Source organism: Anderseniella sp. Alg231-50 (assembly GCF_900149695.1).
Classification (GTDB): domain Bacteria; phylum Pseudomonadota; class Alphaproteobacteria; order Rhizobiales; family Aestuariivirgaceae; genus Anderseniella.
Genome location: NZ_LT703004.1, coordinates 683,632 through 704,593, shown reverse-complemented (window position 1 = coordinate 704,593; position 20,962 = coordinate 683,632). Strand labels below are relative to the sequence as shown.

Sequence of the window (20,962 nt, the reverse complement as noted above, 5' to 3'; positions counted from 1 at the left end):
GCAATGGACAGCACCATGTTGATGTTGGACAGCCACTTGATGCCCTTGCCGACACCCGACAGCGCCGACAGYGTCGAGGCTCCCATGATGGCCACGATGGCCACGATGATGCCGGCAGAACTGGCCGTGCCTTCCGCGGTCTGCAGGCCGCCAATGCCGATACGGGCAAGCCCGGACACAAACTGCTCGACACCAAAGCCCAGCGTCTGGGCCACACCCAGAATAGTGGCCACCACGGCAACGATATCAATGACATTGCCGAACGGGCCGGACAGGGACTTGCCGAACAGCGGCGTCAGTGATGAGCGGATGGTCAGCGGCAGGTTGCGGCGATAGCTGAAGAACGCCAGCGCCAGCCCGGCGATGGCATAGCACGCCCACGCGCCAAGTCCCCAGTGCAGGAACGACCACTTGTAGGCCATGCGGATATTGTCGGCATTGCCGCCATTGGTCAGGCCCTTGATCACTTCCGGGTTGTTGCCGAAATGATACACCGGTTCCGCCACCGCCCAGGTCAGCATGCCGACACCGATACCGGCGCCGAACATCATGGAAAACCAGGAAAAGTTGGAAAACTCCGGCTTTTCCCCGTCCCGGCCCAGGTTGAGCTTGCCCGCTGCAGGCCAGATAGCCAGCAGGATGCACACCAGGACAAACAGGGCCACGACCCAGATGTACCAGCTGGCGAAGTTGCTCAGAATGAATGAATTGAACTTGTTGAGTACAGATCCGGCCTGTTCCGGAAAGGCCACGGCCCAGATCACAAGTCCGCCAATGATGAATTTGGACGCAATGGTTACGTCCTTACTGAACCCCCGGTAAAACCCGGCGTCCGCCGTCTTGATCGGAAGATCAGTAAGTGCTGGCTTGACTGCCATGTGTTGTTTCCTCCTCTGCTTCCCGACAAACAGTGTACAGCCATGCGACAAATTGCCTACGAAAAACGCAAAAATGTAATCTTGTTGTTATGTGTTGCCCACAACTGATTATCTGCCGTCAAAAAATGAGAATTCCGACCTCGATTATGGGGTTGATTTTGAGACCATAGTTCCGCTGGTTCGGCGTTGATTCGCGGTCTTGCATGTCGATTTTGGTAAGCTGAATCGGCCGGAAGGTCCGCCGATGCAGCGTGTAAGACCGGGTTGCGCACAGGTTTGCAAAGAAAAAAAATTAAACTGCAAAAACACACAAATCACAAAATTTTCACAAAAAAGCCGGATTTTCAATCGGTTACCCGCACCAGACGGCAACCACTGATTGTGACGCCTGCACGAACCGCGATCAACTTTGTGTATATCCGAAAATTTCCCGGTGTGATGGCTGTACAAATCGCCGGTGTTTGCCCATCATTTGGTTCAGGGCAACTGTAGGCGGCGGACTGAGTAAGAGGTTAGGAGCAGGTATTATGGCTGGTGATGGCGGGCCAGTGGACGATGGGGCTGAAGTAACAAACAACACACCGGCGCAGACCGGAAAAGTGCGCCAGTCGTCACTATCAGAGCTAGAATCCAATGTCGAAATTTTCGAGGTTGCAGGCTTCGTCAAATGGTTTGACGTGGCGCGCGGCTACGGTTTCATCATACCCGATAGCGGCATCCCCGATGTCCTGCTGCATTTGAGTTGTCTCAAACGCGATGGTTTCGATGCACCGCTGGAAGGCACGCGTGTGGTTTGCGAAGCGGTGCAGCGCCAGAAGGGCATCCAGTGCCTGCGTGTGCTGGACGTGGACACCACCACTGCAATCCACCCGGTCGAGCGCGTCCCGCGCACCCATCAGCATGTCGAGGCCGGCAGTGACTGGACCCGTGTGAAGGTCAAGTGGTTCAACCGGACCCGCGGCTTCGGGTTCGCCAGCGAAGGCGAAGGCCAGCCCGACATCTTCATTCATATGGAAGTGCTGCGCAAAACCGCAATCGCCGAAATTGAACCCGACCAGTGGGTCTATGTCCGTTTTGGTGACGGCGCCAAGGGAAAAATGGCTGCCGAAGTTCGTCTCACCCTTGATGACGACCGGTTGCCTGGCACGAATTGATCCCCCGTCTGATGCGACCGGCAGGGCATGTGATGCCGGGTTTGGCGTTTGCATTCATCGCAACGCTGTTCATTGCTGCCTTCATGGCGCAGTCGCAGGCCTCGGAAGAGGTGGTTCGCCTGCCGGTTGAGCAGGTGATCGTTACCACCGACAGTGGTGACATTGCATTTGCCACGGAAATGGCCACCAGTGATGACACTCGCTCGCGCGGGCTGATGTTTCGCCGCTCCATGGGCAAGCGCGAGGCCATGCTGTTTCACTGGCCGAGCCCTCGCGTTATCTCCATGTGGATGCGCAACACCTATATTTCTCTCGACATGCTGTTCGTTACCGCTGACGGCACCGTTGTGCATGTTCAGGCCAACACGGTCCCGCAGTCACTGGAGGTGCTTAGTGCGGGACGGGAAGTGTCCGCCGTGATGGAACTTGTTGCCGGTACGGCTGCAGCGCTCGGCATCAGGCCGGGCAGCCGGCTGAAACACCGGTTTTTTAACGTCAACTAGCGCAGCTCCGATAACGGTCATTTTGAGAGTTTTGGCCAATTCGGAAAAATCGTCCTGATCTGGACACTTACCCCCTTGCCGAGCAGGTGTGTTTTCCTGTAACCACCCTCTCACCAGTCAGGGATGATTAGTCCGGCAACGGCATTCGGAGCGTAGCGCAGCCTGGTAGCGCATCTGGTTTGGGACCAGAGGGTCGGGAGTTCGAATCTCTCCGCTCCGACCACCGGTCGGCCCTGAAACGAGTTTGAAGCCAACCGGCAACACTTGAGGCGACATCATGCCTGCACGCATTTACCAGCCTACCCGCAATGCCATGCAGTCCGGCAAGGCCAAGACGAAAAACTGGGTGCTGGAATTCGAGGCAGAAGCGCCGCGCGAAACCGACCCGCTGATGGGCTGGACCTCATCCGGTGACATGAAGCAGCAGTTGAAGCTGACCTTCGCCACGCGCGAGGAGGCGGAAAACTACGCCAGGCGCAAAGGCCACGCCTACCAGGTCATCGAGCCGAAGAAACCGTCTGCCAAGTCCAAGTCCTACGCCGACAATTTCCGCTGGGGCCGGACGGATAACTGGACGCACTAGTCTGACAAACATCTAACACTTGCGAGACGCGCACACTTGCGGCAAACAGAATGCCGACAACTGCTGAACAACGGTCCCGTAGCTCAGCTGGATAGAGCACCAGCCTTCTAAGCTGATGGTCGCAGGTTCGAATCCTGCCGGGATCACCAGTTGTTTCAATAACTTAGCTGTTTTTCGCCTTGTTTTGTTTTGGGAACTTTTCCCAAGAAGTTCCCAAAAATCAATAACCGTCAATTTCGAGGCGCTGGAATCCACACAATAAGGCGCAGTTAGACGACGGAAATCCGATGCTTAAGGCTCATACCTCGACAAAACGGCTGAGGAATCGGTTCTCTAGTTGATGTTGCCTGCAATATCAAATGTCATTGAATAACTGTATCAAATATATTCAAACAAATACTCTTGAAATAGCTGTCTATTGCGACCATTTACCAATATGCCACCGGAATTGGCCGGCTGGTTGGATCGTTGATGCAGTCAAGTTCAATTGTGTTATCAGTATGAACAATGCCTACCGGCATTAAGATCACTGAGATTAGTTGAATTAAGACAATGAGCATAGCTCGTACCTCTTCGATTTCAATGTACCATATCGCGTTTAGAGACCCGTGTTGGCGAATTGTTCGGTGTAGAGTTTTAGGACAATAAACTAGCAGATTATGGCGTGCGTTCGGAGAATGTCCGGTCTAGGCCGGGGCTCAGGGTCAAGGGCTAATTCTCCGAACTCTGCGGGGTATTGATTATTGGGCTCGACATCCTGGTTCAAAAAGCGTGGCTATCGACATTTCGACGTTCCTGTTGGGCAATCGTTTGCCATCAAGGCAATGCAACCGGAGCACGTTGCTTCGCATTCATTTTGCCCACTGATTCACTATCTGAAACAAGAAAAGCGCTACAAATCTAGTGGCAAGGCTAAGAAGCCGATCATAGTAACTAAAGATCGGCCCATAAAGTACGCATCTCACAGAGATGCGTGCATTCTTACTTACTACGCGGAAATCCTGGCCGAAAAATTGGAGGCACGTTATGAGGCATATGGTCTGTCGGAAAATGTAATTGCCTACCGTTCTCTCGGGAAAGCGAATTACAATTTCGCTGCAGAGAGTATGGCCTTCGCCCAGCTTCATTCTCCTGTTGTGATTCTAGCATTTGATGTTTCGGGGTTTTTTGACAACCTGGACCACAAGTTGCTGAAGTCACGCATCAAACAATTACTTGAAGTATCGGAACTCTCGTCCGACTGGTATAAAATTTACCGGTATGTCACCAAATATCGATTTGTCGCACTGGAACAGCTTAAAGCTCACCCGGTTTTTGGTGCGCGTTTGAAAAAGAGAGATCAACGGGTGATAGCATCGGTGTCAGAATTGAAATCTGAAAAAATACCGTTTCACCCAAACCCGACGCCAGGCAAAGGCATTCCTCAAGGTACTCCGATCAGTGCAGTTCTTTCAAACCTTTACATGCTTGATTTTGATAAGGCTGCAAATGATTATTGTAGCAAATTGGAAGCGCTATATCGACGCTATTCAGATGACATCTTGGTCATCTGTAGGCCCGAGGATGCCCCTTCTATCGAAACCCAAATTGTTGATCTGATGAAGGCCGAGAAACTGGACCTCAATCCAGACAAGATTGAGCGAACAGAGTTTGATCTGTCAAAAGCGAAACTGCCGACTGGACAGGGTGCGCAATACCTCGGTTTCAACTTGAGCGAGAACGGCGCAACAATTAGACAAAGTTCAATTTCTCGACAATTCCGAAAAATGCGAAGAGCGTTCAAACGTACGCGTGAGGTTGCAAAAGTGGAGATTGCAGCAGGCCGCGCTAATAAAGTCTGGACCAAAAAACTGCGTCGCCGCTTTACAGGTCTTCAATTTCGAAATTTTTCCTCTTATGGGCGCAGAAGTGCAGTCGTATTTGGAAAAGATGAGAAAATTGTAAAACAGATACGACGTTTCGAACGAGCGGTAGAACGAGAGTTGCAGAAACTTTCTGAACTGTAATTTGCAGCGGTAGTTCCCAAAACAGGATGTGTCTTTCCTTATTCCGCATCGGCTGTTCCCAAATGGTAGGTTGATTTTATTGGAGAAATTACAAATTGTTCCAGCCTTCTAAGCTGATGGTCGCAGGTTCGAATCCTGCCGGGATCACCAGTTGTTTCCACTTCAATAACGGCAAAATGCCGACCCTTTTTCGTATCGGGCGTGCCTAGTTTTTCAAACCTGCCGGCGGCCCGGATTCCACACTGACGCCGATGCATGGCTTACGCTCCGGGCCAGGTTCGGGTGACGCGCCTGATTGTTCCGGCCCGCCGGTAACCTTGCCTTGTGGCGTTTGGCAGAAATAGCGCCATCCGGTCGGCAGGGTATAGGCTTTGCGGCTGAAAGATGGGCGCACCCGGACACGTTTCGCCGTCGGTTTGACGGGTGCCTGGATATCAATCGAAAACTGTTGCGGCAGGACGATCGGCAATTGAAATCCGGCCAGGTTCCCCGATTTCCATTCCGGGGCCCAGGCCTTGGTGTCTTCGTCCCAGCTTTCAACCTCGGCATACAGTGTGCCGTACGGCTGGTCCGGGACAGTTGCCCAGAACGGATCCCAGTCGACGACCAGCGCAACCTTGCCGCCCTGGTAAACTGTGCTTTCCGGTTTAATGACCCGGTACAGCGGGCGGTCCAGTGTGAATGTGGTGGTAAAGCTGATCTCGACCGGGTCGTCCTCAAACCCGTCGGCGCGGGCCCGGATCGAGTAGGTGCCTGGCGCAGGTGTCCAGAAATACACCACACTCGTTTCATAATCGGTTTTGCCGGGCAGGATGGCGTTTCTCATCGCGCCCACAAAGCCATACGGGTGCGGCCACTGCCGGATTTCAAAATGCACATCGATGGCTTCGGTCACCGGAACCGCCGTTCCCGGTTTCCGGATGATCCGCAACGGGATCGGCAGAGTGCTGTAGGCCTGGTTGGCGACGGGGTGTTTGAATTCGAATGGAGCGTCTGCGAGCCCAGGACCGGACGCCAGCACGGACAGCAGGAAAACCCCGGCCCCGGCCGCAAGGCCTGTCGACCCGGCGTTCTGCTTTCGATTGCTATCCCTGATCCGGAACATGATCTCCTGCCTGGGTTGCGGATGACCGGGGCCGATTATTCGCCGTTTTGAGGGCTACATACAAGCATTTCGCGAAACCGGGTGACTGGACGTGTCTAATCTGGCATGGGCAGTTTCAGGTCCGGTGCTTTTTTCAGCAATTGGGTCGTAAAGCTTTCATACCCGCTGCTTTTGGATTCGTAAGTGACCTTGCTTATCCATCCGGTTTTCCGGTTTACCCAGTATTTGTAGTGGTTGGATGATTTGTACTGCCCGACGGTATCGAAGTCGGCTTCGACCGTGTCGTGCATGACATCGTCGAGCATTTCCTCGTCGCAGGTAGCCTTTTTGACGGTTTTTGCATTGGCTTCCTGGTTCTTGAGGTTGTCGAGCCGGTTTTTCTCGCTGTCCATGTCTCTGACTTTCTTCCAGGACTTTCCTTCGTCGGAAGACGTGAACAGCTTGTTGTTGAAGGCCAGGGAGATGGGCTGGTTTGCCGGATCGGTCATCACGGTCATCCAGTGTCCGGTGGTTCTGAAAAAGAAATCGTTCTTTGAGACCTTGCCGCCCTTCGGTTCCGACGTGATGTGGATGATGGCGGGCTGTCCGTCATTGCCCTTGATCAGCAGCTGCGTGAATTTCTCTTTGCAAGCGTCGGCAAGGCCGGGTTGGGCAGAAGCCAGCAATATTACCGAAGCAGCGAAAGTACGTCTCATGATCCATGCCTTTGGTTATTTTACCTTGTTCGACTGGATAGCGTTTTGACGATTATATTCAAGATTTGCAATTCTTGGTTCCCCAGCATTCTTTGAACGGCTTTGACTGCGGTACACTATTATGAGTTCTGAGTGTTTGGGCGATAGTCTATGCAAAGCTGTTCCGCGAGGCTTTCGCGTGGTGGGAGTGGACCAGATTTGTTTGCACCCAGTCTGTGCTGCGGCAAATTGATTCTGGATTTCTCTGTTCGCGCTTGGCTTGGAAATTATTTTGCTGAACCCTGCATTGCAACCGCCTGCCTAGATCCAGACAAGTCAATGAGTTCAATCCCGTAAACCTTGTCAAGAAACAGATAAAGAAAGGCCATCGAAAAACCCAGTACAATTAAACCGATGACTGCAGACGTAATTTTCAGGCTAGTTGCCGAAATATCAATCGTGGTAACCGCCTGCTGTGTAATCGGTTGGTTGTTGGCCGTCGCTGGTGCTTGAAGGGATGAAATTGGTGTCCGAATTGCCGTGTACAATTCAAATCCCGAGAAAACGATACCTGACAGAGTGATGATGACAACCAAGACAAGAATCCAATCTGCCGCTTTTCGTTGCCATGCAAATCCGGCCTGCTGTTGTTCCCGCAACTTTCTGTTTGACACATAATAGGCCTGCAGTGACTGCTCGTAGGCTAGTGTGGTCTTTAGCTTTTCCGCTTTTATCTTGGCATTCGCTTCGTCGCCGAGTGATTGCTGTTGCAAGCCCGCCAATTGTTTTTCCAGTTCCACAACTCTTGTGTCCCGTTCGATTACGGCGGCGCGCAAGCGTTCGATCTGCGAAGTTTCGGTCGTCTCTTGTGCTGCCAGCGGTACCACTGACATCCAGGCGTACAGTGCGAAAAACAATGTGCCGAAAAACAATCTTGTAATTTTCATCTGACCTCACAATTACAACTCGGTGCGGTTGGCACAAGGTCGCAAAAAGTCGGCTTTTTGCATGGTTTCGAGGGTAATGGTACCAACGGAATTGGAATTGGAAGTGGAACCGGGACATCAGGAACTGGAACCTCAATGGGCGCTTGATTTCCGGGTGACAATAGTTGTTGGTTCGCTATCAGGCCGCCTGCAGAGAGCCCTTTGACATAACCTCGCAGTTCGGGCGCTGACATGCCTTCAAGCGTCGAATGGTCTGTGGATAGATCTGTTTGCTGAGCAGAAGCCGTACGAAGGCCGGGCAACACCGTTACCGTAAGAAATGCGATCAGGATGGAGATGGAAACCTTCATGAGCAGGCCTTTTTGGAAGGGTCACGGGTACATTCCGTCATCCAGGTAGAGCGTTTCTGATTCATGCGGTGCTTAACCGCCGTCTTGGTAAATTGCATCGTTAAGCTTCCCGCACAAACTTTCCAACGCTCATGAAAACAACACATCAAGTATGGACGATTTCATCAAACTTTACCATACGTCATTTTGTTTTGAAAGAAGAACCACGAAGTTCTGAGCCGATTTCTCCACGCTTGAGGTAACCTCTGCCTCTTTGCGTGTGCAGCAAGATCAGCGGCTTACCGATTTCGGGCCGCAAAATCCTAAATTGAACACCTTGCGCGTACCAATAGCGATCTCGCGCGATGAACTCGATGGAGGACAGAGCCTTACTTCGGCTCCTGACTGCACATACGATAGTGCAGTCTCAAACAGATTAAATGCCTAAAACCGTGCACGTGCTATCGAAACAGCACCGTCACCGCCGCGGCGGAGACAAGGCTCAGCCCGGCGGCGGTGGCGAGGGCAATCACATAGCCGCCCGTTGCATCAAACAGGGCGCCTGCCAGCCACGGGCCGGCAAGACCTGCTGCCCCCCAGGCGGTAAACACTCGGCCGTAAATGCGCGGGCTGTTGGCCATACCGTAGCGTTTGGCAATGATGGCCGGATAGATGGAAATGATGGCGCCATAGCAAAACCCGACGCAGGCCAGACCGGCCAGAACCGGCAGGCCGGGCTCACTGACGGCCAGCAGCGCAAGAACGCCGGACAGGAACACTGCCAGGCCCGCCAGCAGCCGTTTTGGCGACACGGCGTCGGCCAGGTACCCGCCCGACAGGCTGCCTGCCAGGTTGAACCCTGCGATCAGGGCCGGTGCCATCCAGATCAGGTGGGCAAGCTGATCTGCTCTGGCGATTTCGGCGGCATGGCCGATGACCATCAGGCCGGAGAAAACGCTGGCGCCGAAGCCGGTCCACAGCAACGCTACCTCGCTCGACCTGATCTGGCCGCGTGCAGCCTGTTGTGCCGGTGCATCCAGCCGCGCCTCCGTGCTGCTGATTATCATGGCACCGCAAACCGATACAGCGATCAGGGCGATGCACAGGCCCAGCATGGCGGTCTGCATCCCTCCATGGGACAATGCCCACTGAAACCCGGCAGGTGCAATCATCGCGCCGGTGGCATAGCACGCCGTCACAATGCCCATGGCCATGCCTTCGCGGCCCTGATTGGCCTTTGCCGCGATCTGCAGGCCAAAGCCGTACCCGACGCCGTTGGCCGCCCCGAACAGTACGCTGTAGCCAAACACGACGGCGATGATACCGGGCGCAAAGGCTGTAATCAGTGTTCCGGCGGCGGCCACCAACCCGGAGGCAAGCAGGATGGAACCGGCGGACAGGTGATGGAAGTATCTCGGGCCGACCAGGACCGAAATCGTCAATGTGATCAGAGCGATAGAGTAAATCAGGCTGGCGCTCGCCCGTGAAACCGAATAGGCCGTTTCAAGCGGCGCAAGAAACACCGAAAACGCATGCACAGAACCCAGCACGAGGCACAGCAGGCCCGCTGCTACGATCACCCGCCTGCCGGCATGACCGCTCACTGCAGATGTTTTGGTTTTATCCATGCTCAAGGCTGGTGATTATGCATATCCGGCGCATTTCCGCGAGCCGGCCGCGGACGCCAAATTAATCTGGCGTTAATGTGACGCATCTGTTCTTGCCGTGCCGGAATGCCTATTCTTGACTACATGCAGATCAGAACCAAACTCGTCATGAGCGTCAGTACTCTTGCGGCGGTCGTCGTCGCCTGCTCGGTATTGCTGCTCTGGAACACCTACAGCGCGACCTACAATCAGAAGCGCACCAGCCTCGCTTACGAGGAATTGACAGGCTATCTGAGCTTGTCCAGCGAGGTGCTGGGCACGTTCAAGCGTGTGCGCCGCGACCTGCTCAACGAGGGTGGCACCTTGACATTCGACCTGAGTGAAGCCCAGGCGCGGATTACCAAAATCGTTGCGGACATCACCGAAACGGCAACCGACGAAAATGAAGTAGGCTTGCGCGCTGGCGAGGTTGATGAAGACCTGCAGCGTGCCCGGGATCTGGCCAAGGAGCTCGAAAGTGCTTTTGCCGATGTTCGCCAGACGGAATTGCTGCTGAAAAACGACAGGGTGAACGAGGCCCGGGAGTTCCTCGACAAGAGCCTGAAAACCAGGCTGGACGGTGTTGTCACCGGCATTATCAATGATGCGGTGGAGGATGAGCGTTCGGAACTGGACGATGCTCTCAGGGAAATCGAATACTACAACACCGTCGCCTACTGGGCGGCGATCCTGGCATCGCTGATCGGTGTCCTGGTGGCGGGATGGGCGATGTATGCCCTTGCGCTGAGAATGTCCAACAGTCTGCGCAATCTGGAAAATGGCGCCGAGCTGTTTGCTTCCGGCAAGCTGAATCATATTATTCCCATTACCGGGCGGGACGAATTCGCCAAGCTTTCAGGGCGGTTCAATGCCATGGCCGGCCAGTTGCAGACCCAGCGCACAGCCCTGGAAGAGGCTCGGGACCAGCTCGAACAGCGGGTCATGGAGCGAACCGATGAATTACAGGTCGCCAATGACGAGCTCACGCGCCGCGATGAAACCAGGCGGCAGTTCTTTGCCGACATCGGCCATGAACTGCGCACCCCGATCACCGCGGTGCGCGGCGAGGCGGAAGTCGCCCTCAGGGCACGCCAGAAACAGCGCGAGACCTACCACTCTGCGCTGAGCCGGATCATAGCCATATCCGACCAGCTGACCCGGTTCGTCAATGACATCTTCCTGATTGCCCGCGAACAGGCTGGCGTGGTGGACATGCGCCACAGTGTTATTGACCTGCGCGGCCCGGTTACCGACGCGGCTGAACAACTGCATTCGAAATTCGAACAGGACCAGTGCCGCCTGGCAATGGACCTGGGCGATGAAACCGTGCCGGTGGAAGGTGACGCCCAGCGATTGTGTCAGCTGATGCTGATCTTGATGTTGAACGCGATTGAACACTCGCCGACGGGTGTCAGCATCGAGATATTGCTGGCCCGGCATGACGACGAATGGTGGCTGAGCGTTGAGGACAACGGGCCGGGGATTTCCGATGAAGACGCAAGTCATGCGTTTGAGAGATTTTACCGCGGCGGCGTGGAAGCAGGGCCTAAACAGCACAAGAGTACCGGCCTGGGGCTGCCCATCGCACGCTCGATAACCAATGCCCACGGCGGGCGCATCTGGATTGATACAGCTTTTTCCGGCGGCACGGCGGTTCGGATCGCTCTTCCTGTCGTTGAAGATCTTCCCGATGAGCCAGCGCCTGAAGCACATGCTGAAATGGAGACAGTGAATTGAGGTTGCTGCTTATTGAAGATGATATCCGCATCGTGGAGTTTCTCGGTCGCGGACTGAAGGCCGAAGGTCATACGGTTGATATCCAGAATGATGGAAAGTCCGGCTTCGATGCGGCCAGCAAGGGAGCATGGGATGCGATCATCCTGGATGTCATGCTGCCTGCTCTTGACGGGCGTGAAGTGTGCCGGTCGTTGCGCCTGGACAACAATCACACTCCTATCCTGATGCTCACTGCGCTGGACAGTACCGACGACATTGTCCGCGGCCTCAGGCTCGGCGCCGATGACTACATGACAAAACCGTTTGCCTTCGATGAGCTGCTGGCCCGGCTTGAAAGCCTCGACCGGCGGGCAGACGCCGGCGAGATGAAACAGGCCAAGGGCGTGATGCAGGCCGAAGACCTGTCGTTTGACCGGGATGCGCTCATCGTCAAGCGTGACGGCAGGACTATTGAACTGACATCGCTGGAATACGCCTTGCTGGAATTCATGATGGTGGAGACCGGCAAGGTCCTGAGTCGCGCAAGGATACTGCAGAACGTCTGGGGCGTATCCCAGGACCCGCTGACCAATGTCGTGGATGTCTACATAAGGCGGCTGCGCGCCAAGATTGACGACGGCGCCGACACCAAGCTGATCAACACAGTCCGTGGCCGCGGCTACCGTTTCGGTGCGGTTTAGCGACCCAGTTTCTTTTTTTCCAGCAACAATTGCGGCGGCATTCGTTCCTTGTGATGAATGGCAAATTAACCGGTTATGAAGCCAATATAACAGGCAGCTGAACCGCTGGTTAAATCAGAAATAACAACAAGTTAAGCCGATTGCGCATCGAAAATCCGGTGTGCATTCTCTGCTCGTGACGGCAAGAAATCATTCGTTGTCGGGTCTGCGCAGGCAGCCTCCAACAGCGGTAAACACGAAAGCAGAGGAACCGACATGAAACAGATCATCTTCAACCAGAAGGTTGTGCCAGCCAGTGCAAAATGGGCCTTTACCGCCCGGCGGGTGAACCGCCGCGACGCAGTCGGGTATGGTGGCGACCTGTACAATGCCAGGGCTGGCGACCTGGTGCTTGTGGAAGTGGAATCCATCGGACAGCACAAGAAACTGCAACTGGCGGAGGGCCGTTACTCGGTGAGCTACAAAGGTGATCTGCTGGTGGTCGTATGTGGCGACCGTTACGCGCCGGATCAGTTCGAGGGTTTTGCCGAGATAGACTATGACGGTTGCGACATGCTGGCAGGCGGCGGCATTGCCGGGCGCATGGAAGCCGCCCATGACAAGATGGCCACACCGACCAGATTGCGCCCGCTGGGCCTGCTCACCGACAAGCACGGCAAGGTGATCAACATCGCGTCTTATGCCGTTCCCGGTGCATCAATCCCGTCCCAGGTAACTGTAATCGGAGTGTTTGGCGCATCGATGAACGCCGGCAAGACAACCGCCGCGGTCAGCCTCGCCCATGGCCTCAGCCGGGCCGGATATGCCGTTGAGGGCGTCAAGGCGACCGGCACCGGTGCGTTCGGCGATTTCAATGCCTTTCTCGATGCAGGTGTGCCGGTAACCGACTTTACAGATGCCGGCATGGCGTCCACCTACAAGGTGCCGCTGGAACGTATCGAGGACGGTTTTGACGCCCTCGTTGGCGGCGCTGCGGCGCGCGGTGCCGAAATCGTGGTTGTCGAGATTGCCGACGGTGTATTCCAGGCTGAGACCGCCGAAATCATGAAGGACAGCCGCATCAAGGACCGCTTCGATACCGTCCTGTTTGCGGCGCCGGATGCACTGGGTGCCGTGGGCGGTGTGTCCATCATGCAAAAGCATGGCCTGGCCCCGTTTGCGGTTTCCGGAATGGTGACCCGCTCGCCCCTGGCCGTGCGGGAAGCGGAAGCCGTCACCGGCACCAGGCTTTTGTCCCGCGACGATCTCATCGATCCGGAAAAACTTCTGCCGGCATTGGCCCACCTGCTGCGCAGCCCTTCCCATCATGCGGTCCAGGCGGCGTGAGCAGATTGCCCCCCAATACTGAACCGGCGCCCCATTTCGGTGATGGCGCCGGTTGCTTTGCGGCCGGTGTCGGCGTCACACTTTCTCAATCAAACGACCATCGTGCAGCCCAATCTTCATCACCAAATGAGATCAGTGTGTCCGGGAAAATCGCCGTGCAGGCGTCACCCCGGATGATAACGAGTGAGCAGCCAAGTCACAGTCAGAGTTGCGCAGGAGATTGTTTCCCACGAAGCGATTGTGCGCGAAGCCTATCTGGACAGCGTCGGTGTCTGGACCTGGAGTGTGGGGATCACCAATTCATCCGGTCACACGGTTTTTCCCAGATACAAGGACAACCCGCAAACCATCAGGCGCTGCCTTGAAGTGTTCGAATGGGTGCTGCGCAAAACCTATGTGCCGGCGGTTGCGGAAACGTTTGACGGCTCTGCTCTTACCGAAGAACAGTTCGGCGCAGCCCTGTCGTTTCATTACAACACCGGCGGCATTCGCCGCGCGACCTGGGTAAAGCGCTGGAAGGCAGGTGACATTGCGGCTGCCCGTACGACATTCATGAACTGGTCCAGGCCGCCTGCAATCATCCCGCGCCGGCGCAAGGAACGGGACCTGTTCTTCGACGGCGTCTGGTCAAGCGACGGGACCACGACCGTGTTTCCGGTCCGAAAGCCGTCCTATCAACCCGACTGGGGCGGGGCGGAGAACGTCGACATAGGTCCGGTACTGGAAGACCTGCTCGGCCTGTCAGACGGACCTCCGGTGGCCGAAGTTTAGGTATTTTCGAATCTCCTTGACGTAATACCAAACGGTATCATATAAACATGATACCAAAAGGTATTGTAATGGAGAGTTTCATGATACAGACCGAGCCGTCAGACCTGCAGGGCACCTTCCGGGCACTGGCCGATCCGAGCAGGCGCGAAATGCTCGCTCGTCTGCGCGATGGCGAGATGACCATCGGTGACATGGCTGAGCATTTTCCCATGACCCGGGCCGCCGTCAAAAAACATCTCACCATACTGGAGCAGGGCAACCTGATTTCCGTTCATGCAAGAGGCCGTGAACGCATCAACCGCCTGGAACCTATTGCCCTGAAGGAGGTTTCCGGCTGGCTCGATTACTTCAGCAGTTTCTGGGACGACAAACTCACCAAACTACAGACAGCGGTCGAAGCCGCGGAAGGAAACAGTAAATGACCAACTCGACCATTGTAAAAACCGTCATGTTCACTGCATCACGCGAAACCGTGTGGGGATTTCTGACGGAAAAGGACAAGCTCGCCATCTGGTTTCACCCGGCGGACGCTGATCTTGCCGAGGGCGCGGAGTTTGCCCTGCTCGGTAAGACCGATGACGGCGGGACAGAGAAAATCTGCTGGGGGTCTGTCCTGGAAATGGAACCGCCCTCAAGGCTGAAATACACTTTCACCATCAAGCCGTTGGGCGGGCACATGACAACCGTCACCTGGCAGCTCGACGAGATGCATGGCGGCACCAGACTGTCATTGCGCCACGAAGGCTTTGATGTGGCAGGCGATGACGCACTTGGCCTGCTGACCGCCATTGATGCAGGCTGGGACCGGCATTTCGGTACGCTGCGCGAAGCCGTAGCTGCATGACCTCAGGCCATGACCGCCAAGACAATGGTGCTGCATGGTGAAACAGGCAATTTGGTTCAGCGCATTGCAGTATCGGCAAATTGTCGAACTGGCCGAACAGCGGCGGCGGGCTTTGACCAGATGCGGTGCGGTTTCTGCCTTCGCAGCGGGCATATCCATTTCAGCGAAATGACTGTCTGTTCCGCTGCGGGCTTTCCGGAATCCGAAGGCCGCCTGCGCACAATCTGGACCGCAAGCTGGGATCTGCGGAAGTCCTGGTTTCTCACCGCACCTCAATCAGGCAGGCGCGGCGCCTGTGCCAGATGGCTGCAGTCGGTCCGGGAGGTTGCGGCGGTTTCACCCGATCAGGGCGTTACCTGACGCAGGTTCATTGGGTGACACCGTGCCGCTGGTAGTGCCGGCGCGCCTTGGCCCGGTTGCCGCACAGGTCCATGGCACACCACTGCCGGCGCCGGTTCTTGCTTTCATCAAGGAACAGCCAGCCGCAATTGTCCGACGGACACATTTTGACCCGCCCGATCTCATGAGTGTCGCTGAGCAGGGAAACGGCAAGCAGGCTGATCGCCTTGGTGAAGCTGGTTTGCGGACCGAATGCCAATCCATCGCGCGCAGGCTTCATCAGCTGGTAGGTTTCGGTCCGGGTTACGGTCCTGTTGAAATCTTCTATATCCGGCATGGCAGGTTCGTTGCCGCGAACCAGCGCGACGACTATACTGCGTAGCGTGTTGCGAAACTCCAGCACATCCTTCTGCAAACGCTCATTGCCAGGCATGACGAGGTCCCGCAGACCGACCGCGTCGCACCAGACAACCAGATCATCAGCACATGCAAGTCGTTCTTCCACAATGTCGCCGCCGGGTGTCCAGTCAGCAGTGTTCAGGAAGTCAAGGCAGGTGCGGCCGCCTATGAGGCGTATCGGGTGGGTTTGATAACTCATGTTCAGATTCTAACCGTTGTTATGGTTGACTCGCAACTCATTATCTCTATTCTAACTATTGTAATGGTTAGAATGGATTTTCACAATGCAGGTGACGGGTGAGGTTGTGATATCGGCTGCGGGCGTTCGCCGCGGCATGCGGACAATGTTTGCACTGGCCCTGTTCATAATTCCATACGGGATGGCGTTCGGAGTGGCGGCAATCGACGCAGGCATGCCGGCCACCCATGTTGTTACCATGAGCGTCTTTGTGTTTTCCGGTGCAGCACAGTTCGCATCGCTGGAGTTGTGGACGTCGGCGTCCATCATTTCGCTGTTGCTGGTGGTGCTGGCGGTGAGCGCGCGGTTCGTTTTGCTGGGCGCCTCCCTGTCACCCTGGATCAACAGGCTCAGCCGGCCGCAGAGGCTTGCGGCCCTCGCGGTGCTGAGCGATCCGAATTTTGCAGACAGCCTCACCGCGTTCAAAAACCACGAGCGCGATATTGGCAGGTTGCTCGGCGGCGGGCTCGTATTGTGGGCTGCGTGGATCATCGGCACGGCTGCCGGTGCGGTGGTTGGCAGCAGTTTCGGTGACCTGCACCGCTTTGGTATCGACGTTTTGATGCCGTCATACTTTGCCGCGCTGCTGCTGGCAGACTGGTTGAGCGAATGGCAGGGTGCACGCACCTGGTTGCCGGCGGTTGCGGCAGCTCTCACAGCAATCCTTGGTTTGCATGTCCTGCCGCCCGGATGGAACATAGTCGGCGCGGCAGTGGCGGGCGGAGTCATCGGCGGGTTTATCCATGGACGCTAGCATCACGGGATTTCTCGTCATCGTCCTGATGGGGCTGGTGGTTTACGCAACCCGCATTGCCGGTTCGGAATTCATGAGCCTGTTCGAGATGACACCGCGCCTGGAAACTGTCCTCAAATCAATGGCCTCATCTGTGCTGGTTGCAATTGTTGTCTCGGAATGCGCGCGCGGGAGTGTGCGGGTGAGTGCGGCCGTTCTTGCGGCCGGCGTCACCATGCTCGTCCTGAAAAATCCCCTCTTCGCCATGTCGAGCGGTGTAGTCACCGCGGCGGCTCTTTCATTTATGTACGGTTAGCTGGTCCTGACGCCGATCTGTGCGCCAGGGGCGACCCGTCACCCCTCCACGCATCTGTGCCTAGGCGACTTTTGTCAATTCGTTCAGCACGAAATTGGCAACTGCACCCTCGGTTGCAGCCATGTAGGCCGCCAGATGGGGAGCGTTCATGTGCTGTTGCCACAGGTCGCGGTTTTGCCAGTTTTCATAGAACACGAACAGGCCCGGGTTTTCATTGTCCTGGTGCAGGTCATACTGCTCGCAGCCGTCCTCCGAACGGGTGATGTCCACGAGCTTTTCCAGTTCGCTGCGGACCAGCGCTTCCTTGCCGGGTACAGCCGTGATCTGTGCAAGAATGGTGAGTGACATGGTGGCGGTTTCCTGTGCTTGATGTTGGGTTGCAAGTGTGTATCTTCTTGCTGACGTTACTGGCAAGTACGCACAATTTTTGCCTATAGGTACAAATTGTATACTGTAGAGATACCCAGATGAAGACACCGATGAGATTTGATCGCTATGACTGCAGCAACGGCTGTCCTGTCGAAGCCGCACTGGAGCAGATCAGTGGCAAGTGGAAGGGCCTGGTCCTGTACCATCTGATCGACCAGACCCTGCGTTTCAGCGAACTCAAGCGCAGGCTCGGGACTGTCACCCAGCGCAGCCTGACAAAACAGTTGCGGGAACTGGAGGCTGACGGGCTGGTCAGCCGGAAAGTCTACGCCGTGGTGCCGCCAAAGGTCGAATACCGGTTGACCGGCAAGGGCCAGAAACTGAAACCGGTGCTGCAGGCCCTGCATGCATGGGGCACGGAGAACGCGCTCTGACGGCCTTTGCTTACTCAAACCCCCGGACCAGCATCGGATAGACCGACATCACCAGCACCAGCGCGCAACAGATGTTGAAGCTGCGATAGGCTGCAGGCGTTCGAAGCAGGTGCCGCAATTGCTGCCCGAGCACGGTCCATGAGTTGATGGTCACGGTGCCGATGACGGCAAACACCAGCGCGATGAAAAAAACACTGCCCAGAGGGCGTTCCTGTGGTGAGTAGGCGGTTATGGCGGTAACCGCCATCGCCCAGGTCTTGGGGTTCACCCATTGAAACGCAGCAGCCTGAACGAAGGAAAGCGGCCGGGTGCCTTCTCTGGTGGCGTCAGTGTCCACTGGCTGCGCCGTGGCGATCTTCCACGCCAGGTAAACAAGGTAGGTCACGCTCAGAATCCGCAAGACACTGAAGCTGTGCGGCACGGCGTCAAACACCTGCATGACACCAAGGCCGACCAGAACCACCATGGCGGGAAAGCCGATGCCTATGCCCAGCATGTGCGGCAGCGTGCGCAGCCAGCCATAGTTCATGCCGGACGCCATCAGCATGAAATTGTTGGGTCCCGGCGACATCTGCGAAACAAAGGCAAATCCTGCAAGGGCGATTGTGAGATCAAGTGTCATCATTGCGCAATCATATGAGAGCTTGCGTGCGATGTGCTTGCGTATTGATGCGTTTATTGGGTATTTGTGCAATATATGGGTAGATTGGATGAAATAGACCGGACAATATTGCAGGAGCTGGAGCGTGATGGCCGGCTCACAAACATTGAGCTCGCGCGCAAGGTGGGATTGTCCACATCCGCCTGCTTGAGGCGTGTACAGGAACTGGAGCGAAACGGCACTATTCTCGGCTATCGCGCGGTTCTTGACCGGGAAGTCCTGGGTAGTGGTTTTGTAGTGATGGTTGCCGTTGGCCTGTCGCGGCATTTGAAGGCTGACCAGGTGGAATTTGAAAGGGTCATGGCAAATGCGCCGCAAGTGCGTGAATGCCATAGCATTTCGGGAACCGTCGAGTACATGCTGCGCATCGAAGTCGCCGATCTGGCTGCCTACAAGCACTTCCACACCGAGGTACTTGGCACGGTACCGCAGGTGAGCAGCATAACTTCCTATATCGTCATGGCATCGCCGAAGGACGAACGCGCCTGATCCTTATCTGATGCCGGTAGGTGCAGGTCATTAGCCGGGTGGACATGCAACTTCACCTCCAACTGGGCATAGGGGCGTCGGGTAAAGCGCTCTACAATGGCCGGCCGATGCGGTCGCGAACAGGAGAGTTTCATGCGCCTTTTGGTCTTTCAACATATCGACTGCGAACATCCCGGCTCGCTGCGGCGCTTTCTGGCGGATGACCAGCTGGAATGGGATGCGGTCAATCTTCATGCCGGCGAGCCGATCCCGCCACTTGAAGACTATGACGCTTTGTGGGTCATGGGCGGGCCGATGGATGTCTGGGACGTGGATGAACATCCCTGGTTGGTGCCCGAAAAGGCGGCGATCCGGCAATGGGTGCGTGACCTTGACCGGCCGTTTCTGGGCCTTTGCCTCGGACATCAGCTGCTTGCCGATGCGCTTGGGGGCACATGCGGGCCGCAGCGTCCGCCCGAGATCGGCATTCTTGATGTCGAACTGACTGAAGCGGGACAATCGGATCCGTTGTTTGAAGGCTTGCCTCATTGCCAGAAGTTTCTGCAGTGGCATTCCGTCAATGTTGCACAGGCGCCTGAAGGCGCAACCATTCTGGCCAGTTCCGACATTTGCAAGGTGCAGGCCATGCGGGTCGGCAAGCACGCCTGGTCAATGCAGTATCACGCGGAGATCGAACCTGACACGGTGGCAAACTGGGGCGAGGTTCCCGCTTATCACTACGCGCTTCTGGCCGCACTTGGAGCCGACGGGCTGACCACAATGCAATCGGCGGCAGATGAACAAATGCCGGCATTCCTGACTTGTGCGGAGACGCTCTATCGCAATTTCATGCGGCAGGTCGCCGGGTAGGTTGTACTGCCTGTCGTGAGGCCACACGCCCAGCCCGGCCACGGGTTCACAGCAGCAGACGCTCGCGAAGTTCGCCGTCGGCGAAGCTCAGCACTTCTCTGGTTGGTCTTGCCCAGTCGAAATCCTCAAGCATCGAACTTGCTTCTTCGGGCGACGACGGTGCCGGAACGAAACGGCGCGCCAGTTGCTCCAGCTGCGCCTGAGCTTCTTCGCTCACGGCCCGGTCACGGCTGAACTCACGCGCCGGGCCCCAGTAATCCCACGGCAGGGGTTCTATGGCCGCAAGCGTGGCGGCATCCTTCAGGACATTGGACGCGGGGAACCAGTGACCGCTGATACCTGCGTAGAACAGACCGCAGGTCGCAGGATCGATCTCGCCGCCGCGAATGGCCAGCCACAGCTCACATCCGGACTTGAACCGTGATCTGGGCACATCTGTAATATCAAATTCGATGCCGTGGCCTTGCCGTGCCCGCATGCCCAGCTGCGCATCCAGAAGCCGCCATTCGCCGTCCTTGCGATACTCGCACAGCCAGTGATCCTCCCACCTGTCTTTGCGGAAATAGTCAACGAAGCCAACGCGAAGCCGGGCATCGATACCCTGCGAGCGGAACTTGCTGGCGGCGATCAATGTAAAGTCATGGCAACTGCCATACAGATATGCCGGCAGTTTCCGGTGCTCGGTAAGCGGTCGGTTGTCACGGTCCATCGCGGTTTGAAGCAGCCGCTCAACCGTACGCAGGTTACGATCGGATTCCGCATAGTCGGGAACGCCGAAATTCAGGGACCTTGCTGCTGCATGGTGGATCAGGAAATTTTCCAGACAGTTCGCCAACTGACCCGGATCTGCGGGCAGGTCATTCAGGCTGCCGGCAAACGGTCCAGGGTCAGACCAGGCGGTGTGTTGTGAATAGCTCATCTCAGGCCATGCTTTCCTGCAGTGCGCTGCTTC

The 20,962-nt window shown here is 56.1% G+C and carries 24 protein-coding genes and 3 tRNA genes; 18 read left to right on the top strand and 9 right to left on the bottom strand.

Going from position 1 to position 20,962, the window contains the following annotated elements:
* On the bottom strand, positions 1 to 878 hold an 878-nt coding region (locus DHN55_RS16200), incomplete at its 3' end, for a BCCT family transporter (protein WP_337660412.1).
* 527 nt (positions 879 to 1,405) lie between these two features.
* Here DHN55_RS16200 and DHN55_RS16195 point away from each other — a divergent pair.
* From DHN55_RS16195 to DHN55_RS16165, 7 genes are all read left to right on the top strand, one after another.
* A complete protein-coding gene (locus DHN55_RS16195) occupies positions 1,406 to 2,032 on the top strand; it encodes a cold shock domain-containing protein (RefSeq protein WP_108882487.1) in 627 nt (208 codons plus the stop codon).
* A gap of 32 nt (positions 2,033 to 2,064) precedes the next feature.
* Entirely contained in the window at positions 2,065 to 2,535 is a 471-nt protein-coding gene (locus tag DHN55_RS16190; protein ID WP_337660411.1) for a DUF192 domain-containing protein, read from the top strand.
* A gap of 146 nt (positions 2,536 to 2,681) precedes the next feature.
* Positions 2,682 to 2,758: transfer RNA gene (locus DHN55_RS16185), tRNA-Pro, on the top strand.
* Positions 2,759 to 2,812: 54 nt separating this feature from the next.
* Positions 2,813 to 3,118, top strand: a complete 306-nt coding sequence (locus DHN55_RS16180) for an NADH dehydrogenase ubiquinone Fe-S protein 4 (RefSeq protein ID WP_108882485.1) — start codon at positions 2,813 to 2,815, stop codon at positions 3,116 to 3,118.
* Positions 3,119 to 3,190: 72 nt separating this feature from the next.
* Positions 3,191 to 3,267, top strand: a tRNA-Arg gene (locus DHN55_RS16175).
* A 594-nt stretch (positions 3,268 to 3,861) separates the two neighbouring features.
* On the top strand, positions 3,862 to 5,124 hold the full coding sequence (locus DHN55_RS16170) for a reverse transcriptase/maturase family protein (protein WP_337660410.1): 1,263 nt from the start codon (positions 3,862 to 3,864) through the stop codon (positions 5,122 to 5,124).
* A gap of 68 nt (positions 5,125 to 5,192) precedes the next feature.
* Positions 5,193 to 5,274 (top strand) — tRNA-Arg (locus DHN55_RS16165).
* Between the two features lie 55 nt (positions 5,275 to 5,329).
* On the opposite strand, the gene DHN55_RS16160 is transcribed toward DHN55_RS16165, so the two are convergent.
* The 4 genes from DHN55_RS16160 to DHN55_RS16145 all read right to left on the bottom strand — a co-directional run bounded on the left by DHN55_RS16160 (position 5,330) and on the right by DHN55_RS16145 (position 9,807).
* Positions 5,330 to 6,229: a hypothetical protein gene (locus tag DHN55_RS16160; RefSeq protein ID WP_108882483.1), complete on the bottom strand. Its 900-nt coding sequence runs from the start codon at positions 6,227 to 6,229 to the stop codon at positions 5,330 to 5,332.
* A gap of 95 nt (positions 6,230 to 6,324) precedes the next feature.
* Positions 6,325 to 6,924 (bottom strand): hypothetical protein, encoded by a 600-nt coding sequence (locus DHN55_RS16155; RefSeq protein ID WP_337660409.1) that lies wholly within the window; start codon positions 6,922 to 6,924, stop codon positions 6,325 to 6,327.
* A 266-nt stretch (positions 6,925 to 7,190) separates the two neighbouring features.
* Complete coding sequence (locus DHN55_RS16150) at positions 7,191 to 7,850, bottom strand: hypothetical protein (RefSeq protein WP_337660408.1); 660 nt, start codon at positions 7,848 to 7,850, stop codon at positions 7,191 to 7,193.
* Positions 7,851 to 8,640: 790 nt separating this feature from the next.
* Positions 8,641 to 9,807 (bottom strand): MFS transporter, encoded by a 1,167-nt coding sequence (locus DHN55_RS16145; protein ID WP_108882480.1) that lies wholly within the window; start codon positions 9,805 to 9,807, stop codon positions 8,641 to 8,643.
* Positions 9,808 to 9,954: 147 nt separating this feature from the next.
* On the opposite strand from DHN55_RS16145, the gene DHN55_RS16140 reads away from it, so the two are divergent.
* The 6 genes from DHN55_RS16140 (at position 9,955) to DHN55_RS16115 (ending at position 15,183) form a co-directional block, all read left to right on the top strand.
* Positions 9,955 to 11,562, top strand: coding sequence for a sensor histidine kinase (locus DHN55_RS16140; protein ID WP_337660407.1), 1,608 nt, complete (start codon positions 9,955 to 9,957; stop codon positions 11,560 to 11,562).
* Positions 11,559 to 12,242 (top strand): winged helix-turn-helix domain-containing protein, encoded by a 684-nt coding sequence (locus DHN55_RS16135; RefSeq protein ID WP_108882478.1) that lies wholly within the window; start codon positions 11,559 to 11,561, stop codon positions 12,240 to 12,242. Before DHN55_RS16140 ends, DHN55_RS16135 begins: the two co-directional genes overlap by 4 nt.
* 255 nt (positions 12,243 to 12,497) lie before the next feature.
* A complete protein-coding gene (locus tag DHN55_RS16130) occupies positions 12,498 to 13,568 on the top strand; it encodes a DUF1611 domain-containing protein (RefSeq protein WP_108882477.1) in 1,071 nt (356 codons plus the stop codon).
* 183 nt (positions 13,569 to 13,751) lie between these two features.
* Positions 13,752 to 14,339, top strand: coding sequence for a glycoside hydrolase family protein (locus DHN55_RS16125; RefSeq protein WP_108882476.1), 588 nt, complete (start codon positions 13,752 to 13,754; stop codon positions 14,337 to 14,339).
* 80 nt (positions 14,340 to 14,419) lie between these two features.
* Positions 14,420 to 14,761 carry a metalloregulator ArsR/SmtB family transcription factor gene (locus tag DHN55_RS16120; RefSeq protein ID WP_108882568.1) on the top strand — a complete coding sequence of 114 codons (342 nt, stop codon included), beginning with the start codon at positions 14,420 to 14,422 and terminating at the stop codon, positions 14,759 to 14,761.
* On the top strand, positions 14,758 to 15,183 hold the full coding sequence (locus DHN55_RS16115) for an SRPBCC domain-containing protein (protein WP_108882475.1): 426 nt from the start codon (positions 14,758 to 14,760) through the stop codon (positions 15,181 to 15,183). The genes DHN55_RS16120 and DHN55_RS16115 overlap by 4 nt, the downstream gene beginning before the upstream one ends.
* A 367-nt stretch (positions 15,184 to 15,550) precedes the next feature.
* Here the strand turns inward: DHN55_RS16115 and DHN55_RS16105 are convergent, their stop codons facing one another.
* Positions 15,551 to 16,120 carry a CGNR zinc finger domain-containing protein gene (locus DHN55_RS16105; RefSeq protein ID WP_108882473.1) on the bottom strand — a complete coding sequence of 190 codons (570 nt, stop codon included), beginning with the start codon at positions 16,118 to 16,120 and terminating at the stop codon, positions 15,551 to 15,553.
* 85 nt (positions 16,121 to 16,205) lie between these two features.
* Between DHN55_RS16105 and DHN55_RS16100 the strand changes: the two genes are divergently transcribed.
* Together DHN55_RS16100 and DHN55_RS16095 are read left to right on the top strand one after the other, a co-directional pair.
* Positions 16,206 to 16,913 carry an AzlC family ABC transporter permease gene (locus tag DHN55_RS16100; RefSeq protein ID WP_108882472.1) on the top strand — a complete coding sequence of 236 codons (708 nt, stop codon included), beginning with the start codon at positions 16,206 to 16,208 and terminating at the stop codon, positions 16,911 to 16,913.
* Positions 16,903 to 17,208 (top strand): AzlD domain-containing protein, encoded by a 306-nt coding sequence (locus tag DHN55_RS16095; RefSeq protein ID WP_108882471.1) that lies wholly within the window; start codon positions 16,903 to 16,905, stop codon positions 17,206 to 17,208. Before DHN55_RS16100 ends, DHN55_RS16095 begins: the two co-directional genes overlap by 11 nt.
* A 60-nt stretch (positions 17,209 to 17,268) precedes the next feature.
* Here the strand turns inward: DHN55_RS16095 and DHN55_RS16090 are convergent, their stop codons facing one another.
* Positions 17,269 to 17,556 carry an antibiotic biosynthesis monooxygenase gene (locus tag DHN55_RS16090; protein ID WP_108882470.1) on the bottom strand — a complete coding sequence of 96 codons (288 nt, stop codon included), beginning with the start codon at positions 17,554 to 17,556 and terminating at the stop codon, positions 17,269 to 17,271.
* 131 nt (positions 17,557 to 17,687) lie between these two features.
* Between DHN55_RS16090 and DHN55_RS16085 the strand changes: the two genes are divergently transcribed.
* Positions 17,688 to 18,011, top strand: coding sequence for a winged helix-turn-helix transcriptional regulator (locus DHN55_RS16085; RefSeq protein ID WP_108882469.1), 324 nt, complete (start codon positions 17,688 to 17,690; stop codon positions 18,009 to 18,011).
* A 10-nt stretch (positions 18,012 to 18,021) separates the two neighbouring features.
* On the opposite strand, the gene DHN55_RS16080 is transcribed toward DHN55_RS16085, so the two are convergent.
* Positions 18,022 to 18,636, bottom strand: a complete 615-nt coding sequence (locus tag DHN55_RS16080; protein ID WP_337660406.1) for a LysE family translocator — start codon at positions 18,634 to 18,636, stop codon at positions 18,022 to 18,024.
* A 72-nt stretch (positions 18,637 to 18,708) separates the two neighbouring features.
* On the opposite strand from DHN55_RS16080, the gene DHN55_RS16075 reads away from it, so the two are divergent.
* Entirely contained in the window at positions 18,709 to 19,161 is a 453-nt protein-coding gene (locus DHN55_RS16075; RefSeq protein WP_108882468.1) for an Lrp/AsnC ligand binding domain-containing protein, read from the top strand.
* A gap of 132 nt (positions 19,162 to 19,293) precedes the next feature.
* On the top strand, positions 19,294 to 20,010 hold the full coding sequence (locus tag DHN55_RS16070; protein WP_108882566.1) for a glutamine amidotransferase-related protein: 717 nt from the start codon (positions 19,294 to 19,296) through the stop codon (positions 20,008 to 20,010).
* Between the two features lie 46 nt (positions 20,011 to 20,056).
* On the opposite strand, the gene DHN55_RS16065 is transcribed toward DHN55_RS16070, so the two are convergent.
* Complete coding sequence (locus DHN55_RS16065) at positions 20,057 to 20,929, bottom strand: transglutaminase domain-containing protein (protein ID WP_108882467.1); 873 nt, start codon at positions 20,927 to 20,929, stop codon at positions 20,057 to 20,059.
* Positions 20,930 to 20,962 lie beyond the last annotated feature (33 nt).